We start from the raw sequence: 20893 nt of genomic DNA, 5'->3' as shown, positions 1-20893 counted from the left end.
GAGTCTCGAACGATTAACTAACACTATTCAGCATAACCTGCTTACCGGACTCTGCCAGGACAAACAGACAATTCCGATGGTTATCAACTGCCTTGCTACGACCGAAAAATTGCGCGACGATCTGAGTAATTAGATGAGGAATCGCATGAACGCATTTAACCCAGCGCACTTTCGCGCGCAGTTTCCGGCGCTTGCCGATGCGGGCGTCTATCTCGACAGCGCCGCTACCGCCCTGAAGCCGCAAGCCGTGATTGACGCCACGCAACAGTTCTACAGCCTGAGCGCTGGCAACGTGCATCGCAGCCAGTTCGCGCAGGCGCAACAGCTCACCGCCCGGTATGAAGCGGCGCGCGAACAGGTTGCCGCCCTCCTTAACGCGCCCTCCGGGAAAAATATCGTCTGGACGCGCGGCACCACAGAAGCCATCAATATGGTCGCGCAATGCTACGCCCGCCCGCGTCTGCAAGCCGGGGATGAAATCCTCGTCAGTGAAGCGGAACACCACGCGAACCTGGTGCCGTGGCTGATGGTCGCGCAGCAGACCGGCGCAAAAGTGGTGAAATTACCGCTGGGCGCCGACCACTTACCGGATATCGCGCTGTTACCACAATTAATTACTCCACGTAGCCGGATTCTGGCGCTCGGACAGATGTCCAACGTCACCGGTGGCTGCCCGGATCTGGAACGCGCCATTACCCTGGCGCATGCGGCAGGCATGATCGTGGTGGTTGACGGCGCACAAGGCGTGGTGCATTTCCCGGCGAACGTTCAGCGTCTGGATATCGATTTTTACGCCTTCTCTGGCCACAAGCTGTATGGACCAAATGGCATCGGTGCGCTGTACGGCAAAGCGGAACTGCTCAATGAAATGACACCGTGGCTCGGCGGCGGCAAGATGATTACCGAAGTGACGTTTGATGGCTTCACCACGCAACCGGTGCCGTACAAGCTGGAAGCCGGGACGCCTAACGTCGCAGGGGTGATTGGTTTAAGCGCCGCGCTTGAGTGGCTGGACACGATGGATATTGTCCAGGCGGAGAGCTACAGCCGTGGGTTAGCCACGCTTGCGGAGGAGCAACTGGCACAGCGTCCGGGTTTCCGCTCTTTCCGCTGCCAGGATTCCAGCCTGTTGGCTTTCGATTTCGACGGCATTCACCACAGCGATATGGTGACGCTCCTTGCCGGTTACGGTATCGCGCTGCGCGCCGGGCAACACTGCGCGCAACCATTGCTGGCGGCGCTGGGGGTCAGTGGTACGCTGCGCGCTTCATTTGCCCCATACAATACGCAACACGATGTTGATGCGCTGATAGTCGCGGTTGATCGCGCGCTCGACATTCTGGGGGATGCATGACCAGCCCTGCTTTTGCCGGACATCCGTTCGGCACGGTGATAACCGAAGAGACGCTGCGCCAGACATTTGGCGCACTTAACCAGTGGGAAGAGAAGTACCGCCAGTTGATCCTGCTCGGCAAGCAACTGCCTGCGGCGACGGACGAATTAAAAGCGCAGGCGCGGGAAATTCCCGGCTGTGAAAATCGTGTCTGGCTGGGTTCCACGCTCGGCGTGGACGGAAAAATGCACTTTTTTGGCGACAGTGAAGGCCGCATCGTACGCGGGTTGCTGGCAGTCCTGCTTACCGCCGTAGAAGGCAAAACCCCGCAAACGCTGGTGGAAAACGATCCGCTGGCGCTGTTTGATGAGCTGGGCTTACGCGCCCAGCTTAGCGCGTCACGTAGCCAGGGGCTGGCGGCGCTGGCCGCCGCCGTGCAGGAAGCAGCCCGTCAGGCGCTAGCCTGACGTTCCGCCTTCGCCATCAGTTTTTTCAGGGCATGGGAGACCGCGATAAAGCCAAACGTCGCGGTCACCATGGTCGCCGCGCCGAAACCGGCGGCGCAATCCATGCGTTTTGGCCCTTCCGCCGTGCTTTTCATCGCACACACCGAGCCATCCGCCTGCGGGTAAACCAGCGCTTCGGTGGAAAACACGCAATCCACGCCCAGCTTGCCTTTGCTGTTCTTGACTACGCCAAAATCGCTTTTTAAGCGCTCGCGCAGTTTCGCCGCCAGCGGATCCTGAATGGTTTTCGCCAGATCGCTCACCTGGATCTGGGTCGGATCGATCTGCCCGCCTGCGCCACCGGTCGTTACCAGCGGGATCTTATTGCGTCGGCAGTAGGCAATGATCGCCGCTTTTGGGCGCACGCTATCAATCGCATCAATCACATAGCTGTAATCACGGCTCATTAACTGTGCGACGTTATCGGCAGTGACAAAATCATCAACCACCGTCACCAGGCACTCCGGGTTTATCTGGCGAATACGCTCCGCCATCACCTCGGCTTTCGCCAGCCCCACATTTTCACGCAGCGCGTGGATTTGCCGGTTGGTGTTAGTGACGCAGACATCATCCATATCAATCAGCGTGATCGCACCAATACCGGTGCGCGCCAACGCTTCCGCCGCCCACGAGCCGACACCGCCAATGCCCACCACGCAGATATGCGCATCGGCAAACCACTGCAGCGCTTTTTCACCATACAACCGCGCGGTGCCGCCAAAGCGCTGGCGCCAGGCGTCACTGATTACTGCTGACATAAACAAACCTCAAGATGAAACGAAAGCCCCTCTTCCGGAGCCGGAAGAGGGTGCGAGTGTAGCACACTCAGCCGCTGAACACGCCGCCGCCAGCGCCGGTTCCGGGGGCGGTTTTCAACACCCAGACGCGGCCATAATGGTTGTACCATCCGGCGCGATGACCCGCATCCGGGCCAATACCCTGATAAATATCGAAGTGCTGGCCTTTGATTGCGCCACCAACATCAAGCGCCACCATCAGGCGCAGCTCATATTTGCCGTTGAACTTGCCGTTGTTATCAAGCTGCGGCACTTCCGCCAGCAGCGTCGTGCCCGGCGGAATAATCGACCGGTCGGAAGCGACAGAAGCACGGCCAATCAACGGCACCGCGCTGGCACCTTTTACCGGTGCCCAGGATTGCGGTTTAAAGAAGACGAACGAGGCGTTCTCTTCCAGCAACGCGCGAACTTCCGCTTCACTGTGTTTTTCGCCCCATTCGCGAATCGCCTGCATCGACATATCTTCGCGCTTCACTTCACCACGATCGATCAGCACTTTGCCGATGCTGCGGTAAGCGTGGCCGTTTTTCCCGGCATAGCTGAAGAAGTTAAGCGGGCTGCCGTCGCCAAAATCGATATAGCCGCTGCCCTGCACATCCATAATGAAGTTGTCCATCAGCGAGTTGCTGTAGGCCAGCACATAACTGTCACTGAGCGCACCGGCGTAGATTTCCGCGCGGGATGGCAAGCGACCACGTTTAGGCGGCATACGGTAGATGGGGTACTGGAACTCGCCCTGGCGGGTATGGCGCGCCTGCACAACTGGCGTGTAGTAACCGGTGAATTGCACGTTGCCATAGTTATCCGTGCCTTCCATTTGCCAGGCGTCGAGGCCAAACTGGCGCAAATTACGCGTATCGCCACCGGACATCAGCCACGACTGAATCGCGTTATAGACGCCGCTCTGGCTGCCGTAGAGGCGCGGTGAGGCGCTGCGAATTTGATTAACCTGCTCGGAGAAATCTCCGGCGTTGATTGGCGCCCCTACGGCGTCAGGTTGATTGACCAGGGAAAAAGGCTGGGAAAATTTTCCGTCTTTATACTGTTGACCGCGATCGGTCGGTTTTGAAGAGCAGGCCGCGAGAATTGCCACCATTGCGCCTGTGAGTGCGAACTTAACCCAACGTCCTTTCATTATCTCTCATCTTCTGATTAACCCGGAGCGGGGTGAAGATAACAAACCCCACCCGCTAATGAAATGCGCTATCACTACCCGGCGCTAATTTAGTGCAAAAAATAAACGGATTGTGTTGTTTTTACACATAATCCCACCAATTATGCGATCCAGGCAAAAAAAAGGTTGCATCAAAACGTTTGCAGAGTATAGTGCGCATCCACGGACGCGGGGTGGAGCAGCCTGGTAGCTCGTCGGGCTCATAACCCGAAGGTCGTCGGTTCAAATCCGGCCCCCGCAACCAATTAAAATGTGAAGAAAAAAGTTTACATGACGGAAGTGTAAACAAGACGGACGCGGGGTGGAGCAGCCTGGTAGCTCGTCGGGCTCATAACCCGAAGGTCGTCGGTTCAAATCCGGCCCCCGCAACCAATTAAAATGTGAAGAAAAAAGTTTACATGACGGAAGTGTAAACAAGACGGACGCGGGGTGGAGCAGCCTGGTAGCTCGTCGGGCTCATAACCCGAAGGTCGTCGGTTCAAATCCGGCCCCCGCAACCAACACAATAAACACCTTAACGGGTGTTTTTTTGTTTCTGTGGTTCGCCAAAAAATGGCGCTGTTCAGCGCCACTCGGTTATCCCCTTCTCGCCAGCGTCGCGCCATCCGCGAAGTAGGCTTTAATTCCTGCCAGAATCGACTCTGCCACTTCCTGCTGGAATTTCGCCGTCTTCAGCTTACGCTCCTCTTCCACGTTACTGATAAACGCGGTCTCCACCAGAATTGACGGAATGTCCGGCGCTTTCAGCACCGCGAAGCCGGCCTGTTCAACCTGGTTTTTATGCAGGTTATTAATATTGCCAAGTTTATTGAGCACCGCTTTGCCAAACTTCAGGCTGTCGTTAATGGTTAACGACTGCACCATATCGAACATGGTGTGATCCAGATAGCGATCGCCGCTCTTGCTCACCCCACCGATTAAGTCGGACGCGTTCTGCGTTTCCGCCAGATATTTCGCGGCGGTACTGGTCGCCCCTTTGGTCGACAGCGCAAAGACAGAAGAACCGCTCGGCTGGCGGCTGCTGAAAGCATCAGCGTGAATCGACACAAACAGGTCAGCGCGCTGTTTCTGCGCCTTGGCAACGCGCACTTTCAACGGAATAAATACATCCTCGTTGCGCGTCATATAGGCTTTCATATTGCTCTCTTTCTCGATCAGCGCATGCAGCCGACGCGCGATTTGCAGCACCACATCTTTTTCCCGGGTGCGATATTTCCCCATCGCCCCCGGATCTTCACCGCCGTGACCAGGATCGAGCATGATCACAATTGGCCTGTCACGCCCGGCTTTCCCCGGCTTCGGGCCGCTCTCTGCGGGCGGCACCTGCTGCTCAAGATCGCCTTTGTTGTACTCTTCAAGCAGCGCCAGCAGCGGGTCCTGCACATCTTTCGCATTGGCCGGGTAGAGATCCATCACCAGACGCTCTTTAAAACCGGCCACCGGTGCCAGCGCAAACAACTGCGGCTTCACGTCCTGTTTCAGCTCAAACACCATGCGCACGGTCTGCGGATCGAACTGCCCTACCCGCGCGGATTTGATATAAGGATCGTCGCCACGGATCTGCGCGCCCATGCCTTTTAACACGGAGTTCAGATGCACACCTTCAAGATCCACCACCAGCCGGTCGGGATTACTCAACGCGAACTGCTTATATTTGACGACATGGTTCGATTCCACCGTCACGCGCGTATAGCTTGACGCTGGCCAGACGCGAACCGCCACCACCTGGCTGACTGCGGCCAAACCAATTTGGCTCACGCTTAATAACCACATGGCCCCCGCGCCTTTTAAAAATCTGCGGCGGCTCAGCGCTGATTGACTTCCCGACATGCTTCTCCCGAGCAATTTTTATCTACGTAATAATATTCGTCAAAATTGACGGAAAACTTTAACGAATGATGCATAAACTGTCATCTATTAAAGGGTAAACATATGTCTGCCCGCGGGCTGCGGCGAGGAACATTTGTTATACGACAGCAAAATTTGCACTTGCACGCGGCGGCAGAAAAGAATAAAAATACACAATTTACGAATAATCATGCATTGAGGACAGGCCGTGGTAAAAGAGCGTAGAACCGAACTGGTGCAGGGATTTCGCCACTCCGTTCCCTATATTAATGCCCACCGTGGCAAGACATTTGTCATTATGCTCGGCGGTGAAGCCATTGAGCATGAAAACTTTTCCAGTATTGTCAATGACATCGGCCTGCTGCATAGCCTGGGTATCCGGCTGGTGGTGGTCTACGGCGCGCGTCCGCAGATCGACGCGAATCTCGCCGAACACAACCATGAGCCGATTTACCACAAACATACCCGCGTTACCGACGCGAAAACCCTTGAGCTGGTTAAGCAAGCCGCCGGGTTGTTGCAACTGGATATCACCGCACGTTTGTCGATGAGCCTCAACAATACGCCGCTGCAAGGCGCGCATATTAATGTCGTTAGCGGCAATTTTATTATCTCTCAGCCACTGGGCGTAGATGATGGTGTCGACTACTGCCACAGCGGCCGTATTCGTCGTATTGATGAAGAAGCGATTAACCGCCAGCTTGCCAGCGGCGCGATTGTGCTGATGGGGCCGGTGGCAGTTTCGGTCACTGGCGAAAGTTTTAATCTGACCTCGGAAGAGATTGCCACTCAGCTTGCGATCAAACTGAAAGCGGAAAAGATGATCGGCTTTTGTTCATCGCAAGGTGTGATGAATGATGAAGGCGAAATCGTTTCTGAGCTGTTCCCGAATGAAGCGCAGGCGCGCGTCGAGACGCTGGAAGCACGTGGCGATTACCACTCCGGCACCGTGCGTTTCCTGCGTGGCGCGGTCAAAGCCTGCCGCAGCGGTGTGCGCCGCAGCCATTTAATCAGCTACCAGGAAGACGGCGCGCTGTTGCAGGAACTCTTCTCACGCGACGGTATCGGTACGCAAATTGTGATGGAGAGCGCCGAGCAGATCCGCCGCGCCACTATCAACGATATCGGCGGGATCCTGGAACTTATCCGCCCGCTGGAACAGCAAGGGATCCTGGTACGCCGCTCGCGCGAACAACTGGAGATGGAGATCGACAAGTTCACGATCATCGAGCGCGATAACCTGACCATCGCCTGTGCGGCGCTGTACCCTTTCCCGGAAGAGAAAATTGGGGAGATGGCCTGTGTCGCGGTTCATCCCGATTACCGCAGCTCATCGCGCGGCGAAGTGCTGCTGGAGCGCATTGCCGCTCAGGCGAAGCAAATGGGGCTGAGCAAATTGTTTGTGCTGACTACCCGCAGCATTCACTGGTTCCAGGAGCGCGGTTTCACGCCAGTGGATATTGATTCCCTGCCGGAAACCAAAAAAGAGATGTACAACTACCAGCGCCGGTCAAAAGTGCTGATGGCCGATCTCACCTGAGCTTTCGCCCCCGCCTTCTGCGGGGGCTTTTTACATCCAGGAACGAAAGAGTGAATCCAGCCCGCTGCGCCGTTCAGTGCGCGTCGCGATCGCCTGCCCCAGCACGCGTTCGTCGGCATACACCGACAAGCGATTACGGGCGCGGGTTATCGCGGTATAAACCAGTTCACGCGTCACCACCGGTGCAATCTGTCCCGGCAGGATCAGCGCGGCATGATCAAACTCCGACCCCTGCGATTTATGCACCGTCATCGCCCACGCGGTGTCATGCTCCGGCAAACGGCTTGGCAATACCGGTTTGATTTCACCGTCCGGCATCGGGAACCAGACGCGGATCCCCTGCCCTTGATCCAGCGCGATGCCGATATCGCCGTTAAACAACCCCAGCGCCGAATCGTTACGCGAAATCATTACCGGTCGCCCGTGATACCAGCGCGAATGCGCCAGCCGGGTAATCTGGTGCTGACGAACCAGCGCCAGTTCAAGCCGCTCATTCAGCCCGCTGACGCCAAACGGCCCTTCACGCAAGGCGCAGAGCAGCTGATATTCGCCAAAGGCGGCAATCACCTCTTTCGGCCCGGCGTGGCTTCGCACCAATGAGAGAAAGCGCGCGTAACCCGCCAGCGCATCGTCAATCATGCCCTGATACTCTTCCGCGCTGTTCAGGGGTTTACGCTCAATGTCCGCAAAGCCCTGGCTGAATACCGCTTGCATCGCGCGTTTATCGCCCCGGTTGACGGCGGCGGCGAGCTGGCCAATCCCGGAATCACTGCCAAAGCGGTAGCTTTTTTGCAGCAAACAGAGACTATCGCGCAAGCTGCCTGCCTCGGCGATACCTTCGGGAACCTGAGCGCCCGTCAGACGCGACAATTGCGCTGCGCGTTCAGCGCTATACCCGGCATTGACCCACGCGCAGATATCGCCCAGCACCGCGCCGGCCTCCACCGAGGCCAGTTGATCGCGATCGCCGAGGAAAATGACCCGGGCGCGTGAAGGCAGCGCATCAATCAAGCGGGACATCATGGGTAAGTCGATCATTGATGCTTCATCGACGACCAGCACATCCAGATGCAACGGGTTACCCGCATGGTGACGCATGCGCTGGCTGCCGGGCTGCGCGCCAAGCAACCGGTGCAGCGTGCTGGCTTCATCCGGCAACATCGCTTTTTGTCGGGCATCCAGTTGCAACTGGCGTAGCGCACTGCCCAGCGATTCGGTCAGGCGCGCGGCAGCTTTACCGGTTGGCGCGGCAAGGCAAATTCGGCACTTGTCGCCGTCCACCATCTGCACCAGCGCGGCAAGCAGTTTCGCCACAGTTGTGGTTTTGCCGGTTCCTGGACCACCGGAAATCACCGAAATCCGCCGGGTAAGCGCCACGGCAGCGGCCACTTTTTGCCAGTTGATTTCAGTTTCCGACGAGGAGGGAAATAGCGTCTCCAGCGTCTGCGCCATTCGCGTTTCATCAACATCCTGCAGTGGCGCTTGTGCGGCAAAAAACGCGGCAACCCGCCGCTCATGACACCACATGCGGTTCAGGTAGAGGCGAGAATCGGTGAGGATCATCGGCGTCGCGGCTTCACATTCGCTCACTGCGGGCGAACGCAGCAAGACGTTACGCCAGTCATCCGGGTTGCCCGCGAGGGCGAATAACTCGCTAAACAGCGGTGAGTCGTTACCGTATGTCTCAGGCGTAAGACGCGCGAGCGGCAGGCATACGTGCCCTTCACCAGTATCATGGCTGAGCAGCGCTGCAGCCAGCATCACGGCGGGTTCCTGTTCCGTGGCGACCGTCAGCGCAAACTGCACATCCAGCGCACGCAGCAATTTCTGCTCCACCGCTTCCTGTAGCAAACTTTGCATACTCATGGCGCAACCTCCGGCGCAACGCCTGCGAACAGGTCGTCCATTTGTGTAATTAATTCAACATCAGGCCGGATAGTGAAAATCCCCTGCTGTGGGTTTTGCGCATCCACGCCACGCAGGAACAGATAAATCACGCCGCCGAAATGGCGTTCGTAGTCATACCCTGTAATGCGATGACGCAAAAAGCGGTGCAATGCCAGGCTGTAAAGCTGGTACTGCAAGTCATAACGGTGCGACTGCATCGCCGCCGCCATGGCTGCTTGCGTGTAGGCTTCTGCGCTCTCGCCCAGCCAGTTGGATTTGTAATCCAGCAGGTAATAGCGCCCGTTGTGGCGAAACACCAGGTCGATAAAGCCTTTCAACATGCCGCGCACATCGCGGAAATCGAGCGGCGGGCAGCCAGCCGAGAGCGGATCATAACGCCGGATGAGTTCATCCAGCGCCTCCGCGCTCAGCGTGGCGCTAATCGGCAGGTAAAACTCCATCTCCACCTGTTTTTCTTTGTTCGTCAGCTGGCTCAGCGAGATGCCTGTTTGCGCCAGCGGCACATGCAGCACGGTTTCCAGCCAGCGACTTAGCACCGGCTGCCAGTGTGCTTCGTAACCGCCCGCCAGTAGTTTCTCTGCAACCCAGGTGTCAGCTACCGGCTGCGTAAAATCCAGATCCTCAAACAAGCTGTGCAAAAATGTCCCCGGTGCCGCGCCGCGCGGAAACTGATGCGGCGTTAATACCGGCTCCTGCAACGCTTCTCGCTCTCCAGCTGCGTCAATATCCAGACGCGGCAGCAGATCCTGAGCGATGCCATGAGCCCGCTGCTGCAATCCGGAATAGCTGGTGACACGCCAGTCATCGCTGATGCGCCGCGTGATTTCACGCACGCTCAGCGTCGGTGGTTCCGTTTGCGGTAGCTGCCAGCGCCCGGCGTCCGGCAGAGAAGGAATGCAAAGGGCAATATCGTCATTGCACAGTTGCTGCAAAACGTTACGCAACGCGGCGGCATCCAGCGCTTCGCCTTTCTGCAAAAGCCGCCCCAGCGCGCTCTGGTGAAAATCACTGGCTCCGGCTTTTTCGCCACGGCGACGAAACAGCGGGGCAATCCCCAGGCTGCAATGCCAGACAGAACGCGTCAACGCCACGTACAGCAAACGCAGGTCTTCGGCCAGACGCTCTGCTTCCGCCAGCGCGACACTCTCTTCGGCATGGCTGAGATCGAGCACGGCGGCAAAAGAGTCACGATCGTGGTAAAAGCCCTGATCCTGAATGCGGAAATTGGCGATAAACGGCAGCCAGACCAGCGGATACTCCAGCCCTTTCGATTTGTGGATGGTGACAATCTGCACGAGGTGTTTATCGCTCTCCAGCCGCAATTGCTCGCTTGATGCATTAGCGTTCGGCTCGGCAATACGCTGCGCCAGCCAGCGGGTAAGTGCGTGTTCACTTTCCAGTTGCGTCCCCGCCTCCTGTAACAACTCGCTGATGTGCAGGATATCCGTCAGCCGTCGTTCACCGCCGGGGGTCGCCAGCAAGTTTTCCGCCACATGTCGCGCACTCATCAGCCTGCGCAACATCGCCATCACACCGCGTTTTTGCCACAGCTCGCGATAGCCAGAAAACTCTTCAACAATCTCATCCCACGCCAGCTCATTCTGGTTGAGCGCATCAATATCCAGCGCAGTAAGCCCCAGCAAGGAGGTCGCCAGCGCACTGCGCAGCGTACTTTCGCGCTCCGGCGCCAGCACCGCCTGCAATAGCCACAGCAACTCCTGCGCTTCCGGTGTTTCAAAAACGCTGTCGCGGTTGGAAAGATACACAGACGGAATATTCAGTAACGTCAGCGCATCGCGAATAAGTGAGGCTTCATGGCGGCTGCGCACCAGCACGGTAATATCCGAGGCTTTTACCGGCCGCGCATTTTCCCCTTCATACAGCAGCGCTTCGCCCCGCAGCCCGGCGCTCAGCCAGTCGCGGATTTGCGCTGCGCATAACTGCGCCATAAATCCCTGATAATCCCCGACGCTTACGCCGTCGCCCTCCATCAGCCACAGCTTCATCGCTGGCTGTGTTTCCCCCTGATACGCAAAACGTAAACCTGCGTTTTTGGCGGCGGGTTTTACCGGCTGGAACGGGATCTGACGGAACATGAAAGCGTCGTCCATCCGGCTGAAGAGCTGGTTGACGCTGGCAATCATGCCAGGCGACGAGCGCCAGTTGGTATCCAGCGTATAGCGGGCACTCACTTCATCGCGCGCTTTCATATACGTGAAAATATCCGCGCCGCGAAATGCGTAAATGGCCTGCTTTGGATCGCCAATCAGCAATAAACCGCAATCCGGCTGTTTCAACCAGATGCGGCTAAAAATACGGTACTGCTGCGGGTCGGTATCCTGAAACTCATCGATCATCGCAACCGGGAAACGGGTGCGGATTGCCGCGGCCAACGCTTCGCCGCTCGGGCTTCGCAGGGCATCATCAAGGCGGCTGAGCATGTCATCAAAGCCCAGTTCGCCGCGCCGACGTTTCTCTTTTGCCACCGTTTCACGAATCTCACGCATCGCGCTGGTCAGCACCAGATCGTTAAGCGTCAATGACTGCGCCAGCAAGTTTTCAATGGCGACGAAAAGCGGGTGTTCTGGTACAACGCCGTCAGGTTTTGTGCGTTCAGTAAGAAAGGACTGAGTGAATTTTTCCAGCGCGTCCGGCAACAGGTAACTACGGGTCTCTTCCTGCGCCCAGGTGGAGATTTTCTCGATCCATTTCGCCTGGTTGCCACGGTTAAATTTACGTCGGTCAATACCGGAGTTTTCGAGCAGTGGCTCGATTTCATTGACGCAAGCGCTCCACTGACGCTTCACCTCACCAATCTGCGCAATAATTTGCTGATGGCGCGAGGCCAGCGTTTCGTCTGCTGCGGGCGGCGTTTTAATTTGCGGCGCTTCCCCTTGCAGATAACGATCGATCGCTTTCAGCAGATCCTGCGGTCCTTTCCACGAAGCATGGATAACTTCAGCAATTTCACGCGCTAGCGGGTAGCAGTGACGACGCCAGAAATCCGCACAGGCCTGGTAACGCAGCAGCGACTCATCTTCCAGCAGTTGCAGTTCAAACAGCATGCCGGATTCGAAGGCATTGAGGCTCAGCATGCGCTGGCAAAAACCGTGGATCGTAAAGATTGCCGCTTCGTCCATTTGCCGCTCTGCCAGCAGCAGCCACTGCGCCGCCTGTTGCTTATCGGCAATCTCGTCCAGCAGGCGTGCGTATAGCGGGTTATCGCTCGTTTCGCGCAGACAAGCAATGCGCAACTCATGGATGTTACTGCGAATGCGGCCGCGCAGCTCTTCTGTCGCAGCCTCGGTGAAAGTCACCACCAGCAGTTCTTCAACGCTGAGTGGGCGCGGGTAGGCGGCGCTGCCGCCTAACCCTAATAGCAGCCGCAAATAGAGCGCGGCAATGGTAAAGGTTTTACCGGTACCCGCCGAGGCTTCAATCAGGCGCTCGCCGGTGAGCGGCAAGCGCAGGGGATCAAGGGTCTCAGCGGTCGTTTCTCTCATCTTTCTCGGTCATCTTCGGTAAGGTTTGCTGCAACGCGCTGGTGCTATCCCAGACCTTCCAGCCTTGCGGGCGGGCATAATCTGCTTTACCGCTCTGGCTACCGGAGATCTGCGACAGGATCGCCATACCTTGCGGCTCTACCACCGCCTGATGGAAGAAATCGGCAAGTTTTTGCGGCGTCAGCAGTTTTATCTGAGCAACTACTTTATCACGCGAATCGAAGCGCATATTGCCACGATCAAAATCTTTGCTGAGTTTGGAAGCTTCTTCACCTAACGTTTGCGGCGCTTGCGTAAGTTGCGCGATGACGCCCTGCTGAAGCTGCGCAAACTCTTCCGGCTTCATTGCCCGTAATTTCGCTTCTGCGGTGGGGAAGAAAGCCTTGTAGCGCTCCCAGAGATAGGCTGGCTGCTTATCATTGCTTTGCAACAAGAACCCCATGCCCCACTGGCGACCTACGCTCATAGGAAAGGCGAACACGGCATAACCCAGTTGTTCTTCTGTACGCAGTTGGTTATAGAACCACGGCTGCACGATTTGCCCTAACATCGCGCTGTATGCCGAACTGCTGAACTCATCAAAACCGGTAGGTACGAACACCGCCGCGAGTGCGGAGTCTGTACTGTTGCCCGCTTTTTCAAAGCTCACATTCTGCTGCTTGTCCACCACGACGTTCTGGTTTCGGCACCACACCGTACCGTTAGCGCCAAGCTGTTTTTGCACGTCATGAGCGAGGTCTTTCGTCTGCTGTTCGCTCAGGTTACCCACCACCAGGAATTCCGGACGCGCATTATCTTTCAGCGCATCGCGGTAGTGCAAAATATCCTGCAAGGTAATAGATGGCAGCAGTGCGCGACGCTCTTCACGCTGGAAATAAGGCACCTGTGACAACATCTGGATCGGCATGATTGCCTGATCGAACGCTTTGCCTTTTTCGGCAGAATCCATCATCTGCGCATACCAGGATTTGGCCTGGGCAAGCTGTTCTTCTGTCGGCGTATAGCTGAAATAACCCGCCAGCAGTGCCTGGAAAAGCTGCGGCAAACGCTGGGTATAACCGTTGGCGTTGAGCATCAACCCGTTATTGGCGTTGGTGGAAAAACTGATGCCACCGACCGCCGCCTGATTGCTGAGCTGATCGAGTGCCAGCCCCGCCAGATAATCATTCAGGGCAAATATCACCTGGTTTTTTGCGCTATCCATCGCCTGCGGGTTACGCAGCACCACGCTGACATCCGCTTTGGGCTCATTGGCGAAATACTGGCTTGGCATATACACCACGCGCAGCGTCGGCTCATCGACAATCAATTCAGGGTGTTCGTACTGCTTCGCCGGTTTTATCAGCGAGAAGTCATCGGGAATATAGGGATTTAACTCCGGGAATTTCAGCGCAATACGGCTCTGGCGCGTCTGCCAGTCGGCATAGGTTTCCGGCGTGATTTTATTCACCTGGTAAGGCGCTTCAACAAAATAGGCCGTTTTATTGTGCGGTTCATCCGGGCTGATGTACCAGATACGCGCATTTTGCGGCGTCATCTCATCAAGACGCGCCTGTACCGCTTTGGCATCGAACCGATCGGCAATGTTCACCGAATCCAGCGTATGGGCGACAGGTACGCGGATCATGGTATCCGCCAGCCACTCGACGTAATCCATATCGCGGGTAATAGAGGGATAGCGGAAATCGAGATCGAGAATATGTGCCAGCTCGTCGAAATAGCGTTTATCAACGCCTTTTTCGCGCAGCAGTTGCAGATAGCTGAAAATAGCAGCCACGACTTCATCACGATTGGCCTGGCCTTTATCGGTCAACGTTGCAGAGATGGCGAGCACGCCACTGTTGCCGTTCACTACCGGATCGGAATCACCGCGAATACCTTCTACCAACCCCTGACTTTGCAGCCAGTCCGAGAGCGTGCCCGGGCTGCGGTTACCAATTAAGTAGGTTATAAGCTCGTCCGTTTTACTGCGAAAAGCGGCGGTATTGTTATCGATACGAAATTCCACACGCAGCACTTTACGCGGCACCGCCGGGATATAATGGATAATGATGCCTTTCTGCGCATCGGTCACCACGGGAACCGTGATGTCCGGCTTGTCGATATTCTTATTCGGCACACGGCCATACGTTTCGACAGCAATTTTCGCCAGATCCGCTAATGGGCGGTTACTGTAGATCACCGCTTTCATCAGGTTGGCCGAATAGTATTTATCGCGAAATGCCAGCAGCGCGGCATGAACAGGGCTGCCCGGCTTATCGCTGAGGGTTTCGAGATTACCGCCGGAGAAGCGCGCGCCAGGGTGCGCCGGGTTGATGGTTTCCGCGCTGACCTGCGCCATACGCATACCGTCACGCGTGCGGGCCATTGTCAGCTCGGCGTTGACCGCGTTGCGCTCACGTTCACCATATTTTTTATCCAGCATGGGGGCGGCGATGGCATCGGCTAAGCGATCAACAGCCCCTTCCAGCGCATTGTTCTCCACTTCCAGATAATAAGCGGTGCGATAAGGCGCGGTGCTGGCATTGTGGCTGCCGCCATGCAGTTTCAGGAATTCGGCCAGGCTATCGGGCTGAGGGTATTTTTTGGAACCCATCAGTGTCATGTGCTCAAGATAGTGAGCAAGGCCGGGATGCGCATCCGGATCTTCAAGCGAGCCGACCGGCACCACCAGCGCGGAGAGCGATTTTACCGCCTGCGCGTCGGACACCAGCAATACAACCATGCCGTTATCAAGGCGTATCGCCTGATATTGCCGGGTATCTTTGTCGCTCTTACGGATAGTTTCCTGAACAGGTTGCCAACCGTTGTCTGCCTGACTGAATGAAGCCCAGAGGGCAAAAAACAGGACGAAAGCTTTGAACCAGGTGCTGCGGGGCATTCACGAACCTCATCATTAACTTTTCCGGCTCGCCCAGGGAGAATGGAGAAAGCCGGGTAAACCTGTGCTGGCTGAGCCAGCACTCTTGTTATATCAGTCCGTGACCGTCGCGCATGATAATGGATGCAACCATTTCGCGCAATTTTTATACAATCAATCGGACTGGTTGTGTCGATAAAGCGGTAACAGAAAACGCTGCGCTTGTTTGGTAATTTCAGCGTAGTACTCAGGTTCAAGGGTTCGCCACAGGCGCTGATACCAGACATCATCGCCTTCACCGCGCACCACCATGTTGCCTTCGTACGCCTGCAGGAATTTACTCTGCGCTTTTTGTAACGTCTCTTCGTCCTTTAACATGGCATCATTTGCCGCGTCATAACAGACTTTTATCCATGCGCCGCCGCTTTCCGGCAATAGCAGGAGCGGTTTAACCATGCCTTCCCGATAACCTTCAATCAGCGTTGCCAGATATTCCCGCGCCTTATCAGCGGGTAGCGGGGGAAAACACCATTTACCCTCTTTGCGCACGAACAAGCGGCTGGTGCCGGTGCCACCGCTGGCACAATAGACAAGATGTTCCAGCCAAAGTTGCAGGCCTTGCGAAACGTTCAACAAGGCCGGACGCCAGCGCAATAGCCCGTCTGGCTGCACACGCGGCAGCCATCCGGTGAGATGAACGCCTGCACAATGTAAGTCAATTTCAAGGCTGTCAGAAGGCTGGCGATATTCAATAACGCGGTCAGCCAGCTCCTGCATCTCCTGACATTGGGTTTCCCAGATGATTTCGCCAAACGCCCCATAAGGCAGTACGCCAGCCGCGCGGTAGCGGCGAAACAGCTTCTCTGCGTCTTGCTCTTCAACCAGCGTATTTAATATCTCCTGATTGAGCTGGTAACGGCTCAGGCCATCAAGGATAAACGGCTCTGCATCCGGGATTTCACTCTCTTCCGGGCGGAAATTAACGCGCAGGCGCATCTGGAAAAAAGCGCGCACCGGATGCGCCCAAAAACGCTGGAGCTGATCAAACGTGAGCGTTTCAAGCGGCACGTCATCCAGCGATTGAATAAACTCGGCATGCGCCTGCCCCTGCGAACTCGCGGCAGGTAGCCAGTCGCGGACATAACTTTGCCACTCATCAGCCGTATAGTTTGCCGGATCAAACGGCATACGCGTATGCAGATGCGTAATATGTGCCTTTACCCGCTGCTCGCTTTCATCGCAATTAAGCAAGGCATCGCCTGGCAAATAGTGGCTCTGCCCAATGTAATCCACCAGTTCCTGTACCAACACCGAGGGAAAACGCTCTTTGTTATCCTGGATAGACCGGCCGATATAGCTGATATAGAGCTGCTGTTGCGCTGAGTTAAGCGCTTCGAGGAACAAGTAGCGGTCATCATCCCGACGGCTGCGGTCGCCTCGCTGCGGTTTCTGGCTCATCAGGTCAAACCCCAGCGGAGGCAGTGCGCGCGGGTAGACACCATCGTTCATGCCCAGCAGGCAGACCACTTTAAACGGAATAGAGCGCATCGGCATCAGGGTGCAGATATTCACAGGCCCCGCGAGGAAACGCTGACTGATACGTTCCTGATCGAGGCGCTGAGCCAGCTCGTCACGCAGTAGCGAAAGCGGGATCGCGTCGTGGTAATTTGCACCAATTCCCTGCGCGATAATGTCCTGCCACTGCTGTTCAATCAGGGCCAGCGCGGCTTCTGTGTCCTGGTCTGGCAGGAAAAAGTCATTAAGCATGTCGCGGCAAACCGGGAGCCACTCTTCCAGCGGTCGCGCCTCAGACAAGCCGCGACGCCAGATATTAAGCTGCATCAACAGCTCCGCCAGGTGGCCAACTAACTCCGCGATAAGCCCGCTGGATTCGTCATACGGTAAAATCGACTGCCACTCACCCTGGCGGCTTTCCATCGCATAACCGAGCAGCATTCGCGTCAGGCCAAATTGCCAGGTGTGCTGCCCGGTCGCGGGTAATTCAAGCTCGCGAACGTTGTCGTCGTCCATTCCCCAGCGAATGCCGGACTCATTGACCCATAAACGCAGGTAACGCAGCCCCTCTTCATTGATGTTGAAACGCGCCGCCAGCACCGGAACATCCAGCAGCGCCAGCACATCTTCACTCACAAAGCGGCTGTCCGGCAGGGAGAGCAAACTGATAAAGGCCTGCAGCGCCGGATGAGCCTGCCGCGCGCGGCGGTCGGAAATAGCATAGGGAAGATAACGCTCACCAGTGGCGCTCCCGAAAACCGCCTGAATATACGGGCTGTAGCTGTCGATATCGGCGACCATGACCACGATATCGCGAGGCGTCAGTTCAGGATCCTCTTCCAGCATCGTAAGCAGCCGGTCATGCAGGATCTCTACTTCTCGCTGCGGGCTGTGGCAGATATGCACCGTTACGCTGCGATCGTTGGGATCAAGCAGACGTTTTTTATCACTGCGGGAAAACTCTTCTGCCGTTACGCCCGCCACCGCACCATTTTGCAGTTCCAGGATGTCGTACTTCAGATTTTGCAGCAGCGAGCCGGGCGTAATGTCGACGAAAGCATCCAGCTCTTCATAGCGCTCCATGCCCGCCAGCAGGAAAATGTTGTCCCGTCCCAGCTTGCCCCATGAAGCCAGCAAAGGGTTACCAACATCCTGCTCGCCATCGGCATTGAACAGACCTTCGGCATTTTGCGTATCACGGAACAGCGGAAACTGTCGGTTTTCCCGGTGATGCCGACGATTACGGGTGATCAGTTTCGCCAGAAACGCCGGATCTTTAATGTCGCCCCAGTAGTAACGGCAGGGATTCGTAAACAAAAGATGGACATCAATATGCTTACCCAGCGCCTGAAGCGCTTGCAAATAGATGGGCGGCAGCGCGGAAATCCCACAAATAAAGACGCGCGAAGGCAAACCGGCGGGCCGCTGCTCAGCCGATTCAAGCTTATCGATAAAACGCTGGTAGAGGTTGGCACGATGCCAGTGTGGCTGCCCCAGCGCCGCGGTATGTTCCACCAATGCACGCCATAGCGGTGCTTGCCAGCGCTGTGCTTCATCCAGCCCGTCGATCTGTTCACCCGCTTCCCATCGTGTTAGCCATTCCGGGCGGTAAACCAGATATTGATCGTAGAGATCCGCCACGCGTGAAGAGAGCTGGAAGAGTTTACGCTTGTCATCGTCGTCATTCAGATAATGGCGCAGCATGGTGAACGCATCTTGCTCCAGCATGTCGGGCAATAGCGACATCAGCTTCCAGCTCATACTCTGTTTGTTAAATGCGCTCTCTTTCGGAATGCCGTCCAGTACGGTGACGAACATTTCCCAGATAAAACTCGCAGGTAGCGGGAAGGTAATATTGGCGGCAATACTAAACTTCTGCGCGAGCGTCATTTGCAGCCATTGCGCCATGCCGGTGCTCTGCACCAGCACCACTTCTGGCTCAAAGGGATCGTCGAGCCTGTCATGCTCAACAATAAACTCCATCAATGCTTCCAGCACATCCAGACGATTGGAGTGGTAGACCCTTAACATAAGCGCTCCTGACTACTGACTGTTCGGGCAAAATAATCGCGTCATTTGCCCCTGCCTGCCCGCTGGCGAACTAACGGTAACGTTGATGCTGACACATCCCCCGGTGGTTGTCTGCCCCCACTGAACCTGCCAGCCTGGCGGTAACGATGATACTTCTGGTTGCGCTTGTTCCCAGGCGTAGCGCCATAGCTGTCGCCACTGGCTGGTGGATACAAACCCCGAGGCCAGCGCACGATGATAACCGCCAAGCGCGGTAACAACCATCACCATTAACACCATAGCCAGCAGAACTTCGGTAAGGCTAAAACCTCGTTGTTTGTTTACGGCGACCGGCATAGCGCTTCCTCTTTTAGTGGACAAAAATCACTCCAGCCATGGGGCAAAAAACGTACCTGCGCCCCCTCCACGCGCCCCAGATGCCACAGCGCTGCTTCAGCATTAGCGACAATCAGCAGCGCGGCCCCATCGGTGAAAATGCGTAAGCAGCTTCGAACATTTTGCCCGGCGCTTTGCTGGCACTGTAGCGCGGGCTGGGCAGGCCAGGTTTGATGACGCGCCCACTCCATGGCTGAAGCAATTTCCGCAGCATTACGTATCCCCTGATTTTCATTGTTCACGCGCCAGATATGGCTGCTCAATTGCAGGTTTAAGCCGTGCAACATCAGGCTCCCCAACAGCAATAACAGCAAAACCAGCGCCAGTGACGACATCCCTCGTTGCCGGTTCATAAGTTGTACCCGATCACGCTTAAATCAGCGGTAAAGGGTTGCCCGGCATTACCCGGAACACGAGCCGAGAGCGTGATCGCAAGCTGTGGTGCAAACCCCGGTCTTTGATGCTGAGCGACATGAAAACGCTCAATACTCATTTGGGCAGGATCGGTGATTTTTTCCCAGCCCCGGCCACTGCAGGATGTGGCTCCACGCATGATTTCCAGCGCACCACTTTGCAGCCGAAAGCCGGTTTGTTCCGGTTCGCTGCTTCCCGATGACTCCCAGCGTCCATTGCTGTTGGCGTCCCACTGAGCAATAACACAGTCGCCAGTGCTATTGATAACCAACGGCTGGCCGCTACAGCTGCCATTGCAATATCCCGCTCGCTGGAGATGTTTTGCGATGCCGCGCAGTTGCAGCCAGAGATCGTCTTCCACCGTCTGGATACGGGTGTGCTGCGTTACCGCCAGCTGTAGCGCCGGTAAAAAACGGGCAGACGCCAGTAACAGCACGCTGCCAATTGCCATCGCCAGCACGGTTTCCAACAGTGAAAATCCTTTTTGCCTGTCTAACATAGATTCTCCGCTGATGGCTGACACATTCTGATCCGCCCCCATGCTGAAACCACTACCCGCCACTCCCCTGCACTACTACGTAGCCGAATACTGCCGGGCCAGGCAGTGTTGCGCAGCCCAAAGAACCCCAGCGAAGGTGTCACATCAACCAGCGTGACGTCCGGCCAGCGAGGCTGCAGTGAGAAAGCATTCTGTGCAGCGCAGTTTTGCGACGGCGAATTCACCAGGCACCAGTGTTCGCCATCCCGAATGCCATATACCAGCTGTGAACGGTTGTGCCAGTTGGCATCATCACGCAGACGCTCAAGCAAATGCCGCACCTGCAACGCGGTTTGCCACAGCCGCTGCTGCGCCTGCCAACTCTGCCAGCCAGAGATTCCCGCTCCGCTCAGGATAACTATCAGCACCATTGCGACGAGGGTTTCAATCAGGGTGAAGCCATCTTCTTTTTTCATGGCGGCAGTGTGTCGTCACTACGCATTCAGGTCGAGGTGCAAACAGAGAGGTTACGAGGCAGCACGAAAGAAATGCAGTATGTTGCAGTGAGTTGCAGGCGGGGTGGAAACAGAGCCGAAGAAACGATTATCGGG

Annotated in this window: 14 protein-coding genes and 3 tRNA genes; 6 read left to right on the top strand and 11 right to left on the bottom strand. The window is 56.3% G+C overall.

The window, feature by feature from the left end:
- Window positions 1-145: 145 nt before the first annotated feature.
- Together csdA and csdE are read left to right on the top strand one after the other, a co-directional pair.
- The gene (csdA, locus tag RT644_RS05485; protein ID WP_313626092.1) at window positions 146-1354 is read left to right on the top strand and encodes a cysteine desulfurase CsdA; all 1209 of its coding nucleotides are present in this window, start codon (window positions 146-148) and stop codon (window positions 1352-1354) included.
- Window positions 1351-1800 (top strand): cysteine desulfurase sulfur acceptor subunit CsdE, encoded by a 450-nt coding sequence (gene csdE, locus RT644_RS05480; RefSeq protein WP_020455039.1) that lies wholly within the window; start codon window positions 1351-1353, stop codon window positions 1798-1800. The genes csdA and csdE overlap by 4 nt, the downstream gene beginning before the upstream one ends.
- Here csdE and tcdA read toward each other — a convergent pair.
- Together tcdA and mltA are read right to left on the bottom strand one after the other, a co-directional pair.
- Window positions 1785-2597, bottom strand: a complete 813-nt coding sequence (gene tcdA, locus RT644_RS05475; protein WP_313626091.1) for a tRNA cyclic N6-threonylcarbamoyladenosine(37) synthase TcdA — start codon at window positions 2595-2597, stop codon at window positions 1785-1787. The two genes, csdE and tcdA, sit on opposite strands and share 16 nt — an antisense overlap.
- Before the next feature lie 67 nt (window positions 2598-2664).
- Window positions 2665-3771 carry a murein transglycosylase A gene (gene mltA / locus RT644_RS05470; protein WP_020455041.1) on the bottom strand — a complete coding sequence of 369 codons (1107 nt, stop codon included), beginning with the start codon at window positions 3769-3771 and terminating at the stop codon, window positions 2665-2667.
- A 206-nt stretch (window positions 3772-3977) separates the two neighbouring features.
- Here mltA and RT644_RS05465 point away from each other — a divergent pair.
- The 3 genes from RT644_RS05465 (at window position 3978) to RT644_RS05455 (ending at window position 4310) form a co-directional block, all read left to right on the top strand.
- Window positions 3978-4054, top strand: a tRNA-Met gene (locus RT644_RS05465).
- A 51-nt stretch (window positions 4055-4105) separates the two neighbouring features.
- Window positions 4106-4182: transfer RNA gene (locus RT644_RS05460), tRNA-Met, on the top strand.
- Window positions 4183-4233: 51 nt separating this feature from the next.
- Window positions 4234-4310: transfer RNA gene (locus RT644_RS05455), tRNA-Met, on the top strand.
- A gap of 76 nt (window positions 4311-4386) precedes the next feature.
- Here the strand turns inward: RT644_RS05455 and amiC are convergent.
- On the bottom strand, window positions 4387-5640 hold the full coding sequence (gene amiC, locus RT644_RS05450; protein ID WP_017457697.1) for an N-acetylmuramoyl-L-alanine amidase AmiC: 1254 nt from the start codon (window positions 5638-5640) through the stop codon (window positions 4387-4389).
- A gap of 226 nt (window positions 5641-5866) precedes the next feature.
- Between amiC and argA the strand changes: the two genes are divergently transcribed.
- Window positions 5867-7198, top strand: coding sequence for an amino-acid N-acetyltransferase (gene argA / locus RT644_RS05445; RefSeq protein WP_020455043.1), 1332 nt, complete (start codon window positions 5867-5869; stop codon window positions 7196-7198).
- A 30-nt stretch (window positions 7199-7228) separates the two neighbouring features.
- Here the strand turns inward: argA and recD are convergent, their stop codons facing one another.
- The 8 genes from recD to RT644_RS05405 all read right to left on the bottom strand — a co-directional run bounded on the left by recD (window position 7229) and on the right by RT644_RS05405 (window position 20758).
- Window positions 7229-9064, bottom strand: a complete 1836-nt coding sequence (recD, locus tag RT644_RS05440) for an exodeoxyribonuclease V subunit alpha (RefSeq protein WP_313626090.1) — start codon at window positions 9062-9064, stop codon at window positions 7229-7231.
- A complete protein-coding gene (recB, locus tag RT644_RS05435) occupies window positions 9061-12609 on the bottom strand; it encodes an exodeoxyribonuclease V subunit beta (protein ID WP_313626089.1) in 3549 nt (1182 codons plus the stop codon). The genes recD and recB overlap by 4 nt, the downstream gene beginning before the upstream one ends.
- A complete protein-coding gene (gene ptrA, locus RT644_RS05430; RefSeq protein WP_313626088.1) occupies window positions 12590-15490 on the bottom strand; it encodes a pitrilysin in 2901 nt (966 codons plus the stop codon). Before ptrA ends, recB begins: the two co-directional genes overlap by 20 nt.
- Window positions 15491-15643: 153 nt before the next feature.
- Window positions 15644-19015 (bottom strand): exodeoxyribonuclease V subunit gamma, encoded by a 3372-nt coding sequence (gene recC / locus RT644_RS05425; protein ID WP_313626087.1) that lies wholly within the window; start codon window positions 19013-19015, stop codon window positions 15644-15646.
- Between the two features lie 12 nt (window positions 19016-19027).
- Window positions 19028-19351, bottom strand: coding sequence for a prepilin-type N-terminal cleavage/methylation domain-containing protein (locus RT644_RS05420; RefSeq protein ID WP_020455048.1), 324 nt, complete (start codon window positions 19349-19351; stop codon window positions 19028-19030).
- A complete protein-coding gene (locus RT644_RS05415) occupies window positions 19336-19743 on the bottom strand; it encodes a DUF2509 family protein (protein ID WP_269231826.1) in 408 nt (135 codons plus the stop codon). The genes RT644_RS05420 and RT644_RS05415 overlap by 16 nt, the downstream gene beginning before the upstream one ends.
- Window positions 19740-20303, bottom strand: a complete 564-nt coding sequence (locus RT644_RS05410) for a prepilin peptidase-dependent protein (RefSeq protein WP_045512473.1) — start codon at window positions 20301-20303, stop codon at window positions 19740-19742. The genes RT644_RS05415 and RT644_RS05410 overlap by 4 nt, the downstream gene beginning before the upstream one ends.
- Window positions 20297-20758, bottom strand: coding sequence for a prepilin peptidase-dependent protein (locus RT644_RS05405; protein WP_020455051.1), 462 nt, complete (start codon window positions 20756-20758; stop codon window positions 20297-20299). Before RT644_RS05405 ends, RT644_RS05410 begins: the two co-directional genes overlap by 7 nt.
- Between the last annotated feature and the right edge of the window lie 135 nt (window positions 20759-20893).

It is taken from the genome of Kosakonia sp. (assembly GCF_032104925.1).
GTDB lineage: Bacteria > Pseudomonadota > Gammaproteobacteria > Enterobacterales > Enterobacteriaceae > Kosakonia.
Note: the sequence above shows the minus strand (reverse complement) of the source record. Positions and strands in the feature narration are given on the sequence as shown.

Excerpts from the sequence above, each read along its gene's own strand:
- RT644_RS05415 (WP_269231826.1), bottom strand. The coding sequence starts at position 19,743 with ATGAACCGGCAACGAGGGATGTCGTCACTGGCGCTGGTTTTGCTGTTA.
- RT644_RS05420 (WP_020455048.1), bottom strand. The coding sequence starts at position 19,351 with ATGCCGGTCGCCGTAAACAAACAACGAGGTTTTAGCCTTACCGAAGTT.
- recB (WP_313626089.1), bottom strand. The coding sequence starts at position 12,609 with ATGAGAGAAACGACCGCTGAGACCCTTGATCCCCTGCGCTTGCCGCTC.
- recD (WP_313626090.1), bottom strand. The coding sequence starts at position 9,064 with ATGAGTATGCAAAGTTTGCTACAGGAAGCGGTGGAGCAGAAATTGCTG.
- recC (WP_313626087.1), bottom strand. The coding sequence starts at position 19,015 with ATGTTAAGGGTCTACCACTCCAATCGTCTGGATGTGCTGGAAGCATTG.
- csdE (WP_020455039.1), top strand. The coding sequence starts at position 1,351 with ATGACCAGCCCTGCTTTTGCCGGACATCCGTTCGGCACGGTGATAACC.
- RT644_RS05410 (WP_045512473.1), bottom strand. The coding sequence starts at position 20,303 with ATGTTAGACAGGCAAAAAGGATTTTCACTGTTGGAAACCGTGCTGGCG.
- amiC (WP_017457697.1), bottom strand. The coding sequence starts at position 5,640 with ATGTCGGGAAGTCAATCAGCGCTGAGCCGCCGCAGATTTTTAAAAGGC.
- csdA (WP_313626092.1), top strand. The coding sequence starts at position 146 with ATGAACGCATTTAACCCAGCGCACTTTCGCGCGCAGTTTCCGGCGCTT.
- RT644_RS05405 (WP_020455051.1), bottom strand. The coding sequence starts at position 20,758 with ATGAAAAAAGAAGATGGCTTCACCCTGATTGAAACCCTCGTCGCAATG.
- mltA (WP_020455041.1), bottom strand. The coding sequence starts at position 3,771 with ATGAAAGGACGTTGGGTTAAGTTCGCACTCACAGGCGCAATGGTGGCA.
- ptrA (WP_313626088.1), bottom strand. The coding sequence starts at position 15,490 with ATGCCCCGCAGCACCTGGTTCAAAGCTTTCGTCCTGTTTTTTGCCCTC.
- tcdA (WP_313626091.1), bottom strand. The coding sequence starts at position 2,597 with ATGTCAGCAGTAATCAGTGACGCCTGGCGCCAGCGCTTTGGCGGCACC.